The sequence below is a fragment of the Sphingomonas sp. CCH5-D11 genome, from assembly GCF_001557395.1.
GTDB lineage: Bacteria > Pseudomonadota > Alphaproteobacteria > Sphingomonadales > Sphingomonadaceae > Sphingomonas.
Map to the genome: position 1 here is coordinate 1 of NZ_LSKH01000061.1, position 2,837 is coordinate 2,837.

General features: G+C 69.3%; 2 protein-coding genes. Both read left to right on the forward strand.

The window, feature by feature from the left end; genetic code table 11:
- Positions 1-2,109 (forward strand): glycoside hydrolase family 3 protein (locus tag AX702_RS03905; RefSeq protein WP_066776415.1); only part of this gene is annotated, 2,109 nt, incomplete at its 5' end.
- Positions 2,106-2,837 (forward strand): aldehyde dehydrogenase family protein (locus tag AX702_RS03910; RefSeq protein ID WP_156455349.1); only part of this gene is annotated, 732 nt, incomplete at its 3' end. The genes AX702_RS03905 and AX702_RS03910, both read left to right, overlap by 4 nt.

Sequence of the window (2,837 nt, forward strand, 5' to 3'; positions counted from 1 at the left end):
CCGGCAGCGCCCTGGGTCGCGACCTCGCGCGCGTTCAACGCAGTGGCGATGGAGCAGCGGCCGGGGCATGTCGCCATCCCGCTGATGTTCGGCATCGACGCGGTGCACGGCAACAACAATGTCGTTGGTGCGACGATCTTCCCGCACAACAGCGCGCTGGGCGCGATGCGCGATCCGGCGCTGATCCGGCGCATCGGCGAGGCGACCGCGGCCGAGACGGCGGCGGCGGGGATCGACTGGGCGTTCGGCCCGACGCTGGCAGTGCCGCAGGACGATCGCTGGGGCCGCGCGTATGAGGGCTATTCGGAGGATCCCGCGCTGGTCGCCTCCTATGCCGGCGCGATGGTGGAAGGGCTGCAGGGCAAGCCTGCAGACTGGGGTATCAAGAAGGGGCATGTCGCCGCCAGCGTGAAGCACTTCCTGGGCGATGGCGGCACCAAAGACGGGATCGACCAGGGCGACACGCAGGTCGACGAGGCGACGCTGATTGCAACCCACAATGCCGGCTATCCGGCCGCGGTGAATGCCGGCACGCTGACGGTGATGGCCAGCTTCTCCAGCTGGAACGGCGCCAAGATGCACGGCAACAAGTCGCTGCTGACCGATGTGCTGAAGGGTCGGATGGGGTTCGACGGCTTTATCGTGGGCGACTGGAACGGTCACGGGCAGATCCCAGGCTGTACCAACACGAACTGCCCGGCGACGTTCAACGCGGGTCTCGACATGGCGATGGCGCCGGACAGCTGGAAGGGGCTGTTCGACAGCACGCTCGCTGCGGCGAAGGCGGGGACCATCCCGATGACGCGGATCGACGATGCGGTACGGCGCATCCTGCGCGTGAAGATGAAGCTGGGCCTGTTCGATGCTGCCCGCCCCTATGAAAGCCGCCCGGAGGACGTGGGATCGGTCGAGCATCGCGCCGTCGCGCGCGAAGCGGTGGCGAAGAGCCTGGTGCTGCTGAAGAACAACGGCGTGCTGCCGGTGAAGGCAAGCGCGAACATCCTGGTGGTCGGCGAAGCGGCGGACGACATCGGGCGCCAGTCGGGCGGCTGGACGCTGTCGTGGCAGGGCGACGGCAACACCAATGCCGACTTCCCCGGCGCGACGTCGATCTACGCCGGCATTGCGGCGGCGGCAAAGGCGGGCGGCGGCAGCGCGACGCTGTCGGCGGACGGCAGCTTCACCAAGAAGCCGGACGTGGCGATCGTCGTCTTCGGCGAGCAGCCCTATGCCGAGATGCGCGGTGACGTGCGTTCGCTGGAGTTCGAGCCGGGCGACAAACAGGCGCTGGCGACGCTCAAGAAGCTGAAGGCGGCCGGCGTGCCGACCGTGTCGGTGTTCCTCTCGGGCCGGCCGATGTGGGTGAACCCGGAACTGAACCAGTCGGATGCGTTCGTCGCGGCATGGTTCCCCGGTTCCGAGGGTGCCGGCATCGCCGACGTGCTGGTCGGCGGGAAGCGGGACTTCACCGGCAAGCTCGCCTTCAGCTGGCCCAAGACAGCGGCGCAATTCGTGCTGAACCGCGGCGCGCCGGGCTATGACCCGCTGTTCCCGTTCGGCTATGGTCTGAGCTACGCCAAAGGCGGCCAAGTGCCGGCGCTGAGCGAAGTCGCAGGGATCGACGCGAGCCTCGCCAACACTAGCCTGTTCTTCGCGCGTGGTCGCGTGCCGGCGCCGTTCCAGCTGGCGCTCGATCCTTTGGTCACCCGCGCGGCGGTGGACAGCGCGACGGCGCAGGAAGGCGCGGTGCAATTGACATGGAAGGGCAAGGGCACGGCGAAGATCACCGGCCCCGACCTGGCGCTGACCCGCGAAACCAACGGCGACCTCAACCTCCAGGTCACCTATCGCGTCGATAAGGCGCCGGCCGGCACGGTTGGGCTGGCGCTCGGCGGGGGGCGCGTGAATGTCGCCTCAATGCTCGACAAGAGCGCCGGCTGGCATGTCATGCGCGTGCCGCTGAAATGCTTCCGCGATGCCGGCGCGACCATCGACAAGGTGTCGACGCCGTTCGCGATGGACGCCACCACCCCCTTCACCGTCGCGATCTCGGACATCCGGCTCGCGACCGATCCCGCGGGCGCGACCTGCCCCGCCACCGGAGAATGAACATGGACGGCACCTTCCCCATCGGCGCACGCCTTGTGAGCCGTGACGAGACCTTCCAGGGCTATAACCCGACCACCGGCGAGACGATCGCGCCGGCCTTTGCGGTGTCGACGACCGAGGACGTGGCGGAGGCGTGCCGCCTCGCGGCGGAAGCGTTCGACACGTTCCGCGAGACGAGCCCTGAGGAGCGCGCGCGCTTTCTTGAAGCGGTGGCAGAGCAGATCGAGGCGATCGGCGACGATCTCGTCCAGCGCGCCATGGCCGAGAGCGGCCTGCCGCAGGCGCGGCTGACCGGCGAGCGCGGGCGTACGACGGGCCAGCTGCGGCTGTTCGCGCAGCATCTGCGCCGCGGTGCGTTCGCGGGCGTGACGATGGACACGCCGCTCCCCGAGCGCCAGCCGCTGCCGCGCAGCGACCTGCGTCAGCGCCGCATCGCAATCGGCCCGGTGGCGGTGTTCGGCGCATCCAACTTCCCGCTCGCCTTCTCGGTGGCGGGTGGCGATACCGCCTCGGCGCTCGCCGCGGGCTGCCCGGTGGTGGTGAAGGGTCATCCGGCGCACCCGGGGACGACGGCGCTGGTCGCGCAGGCGATCCAGCAGGCCGTCGCTGCCTGCGGCCTGCCGGAAGGCGTGTTCTCGCTGGTGCAGGGGCCGGCTAACGAGCTTGGCGCGGCTTTGGTCACCGATCCGCGCATCAAGGCGGTGGGCTTCACCGGATCGCGTGGCGGT